Below are 592 nucleotides of genomic sequence, written 5' to 3' on the forward strand. Positions count from 1 at the left end.
CGCTGCGGGTCCCGGCGGCGTACGTCCGCCGGGCGCTGCCCGCGGCGCGGGCGCGGACCTGGCTGCGGCCCGAAGCCATCACTGGCCGCCTCCCGGCTGGGCCGGCTGCTCTTCGGCGGGCACGGCGGGCTGGTCGCCCTCGATGGGCGCACCCTGCTGCGACTGCGTGCCCGCGGCGGGCGCGGCGGGCGGCGCGGCCGGCACCACCGGGGCGTCCGCCTTGGCCTTCTTGGGCTCGCCGACGAGCGAGGTCTTGCCGTCCGGGCCGACGACGATCCGCGCCGGGTCACCGCCGGGCACCATGCCCAGCTGCTGGGCCGCGGGAGCCAGTGACGCGGGCGACTCGGCCTTGGCGACGTCGCGCTGCAGCTGTTCCTTCTGCTCGGCCAGGTTCGCGTTGGTGGTGCGCAGCTGCTCGAGCCGGTAGGAGTCGGCGATCGCCTGCGTGGTCAGCCACAGCGTGGTGGCCACGCCGGCGGCCAGCAGCGCCATCATCATCAGCACGAACGACGCGCGCGACTTCGGCAGCAGCAGCTTCAGCTTGAGCTTCGGCTTCTCCGGCGACGCGGCGGGCCGGGCCTTCGGCTCCGGG

1 protein-coding gene is annotated in these 592 nt (G+C 76.2%); it reads right to left on the reverse strand.

Features of this window, described 5'->3' with window-relative positions:
- Nucleotides 1-78: 78 nt before the first annotated feature.
- On the reverse strand, nt 79-592 hold a 514-nt coding region (gene ftsL / locus CCN39_RS48950; protein WP_086854048.1), incomplete at its 5' end, for a cell division protein FtsL.

This window comes from Amycolatopsis kentuckyensis (assembly GCF_002155975.1).
Taxonomy (GTDB): domain Bacteria; phylum Actinomycetota; class Actinomycetes; order Mycobacteriales; family Pseudonocardiaceae; genus Amycolatopsis; species Amycolatopsis kentuckyensis.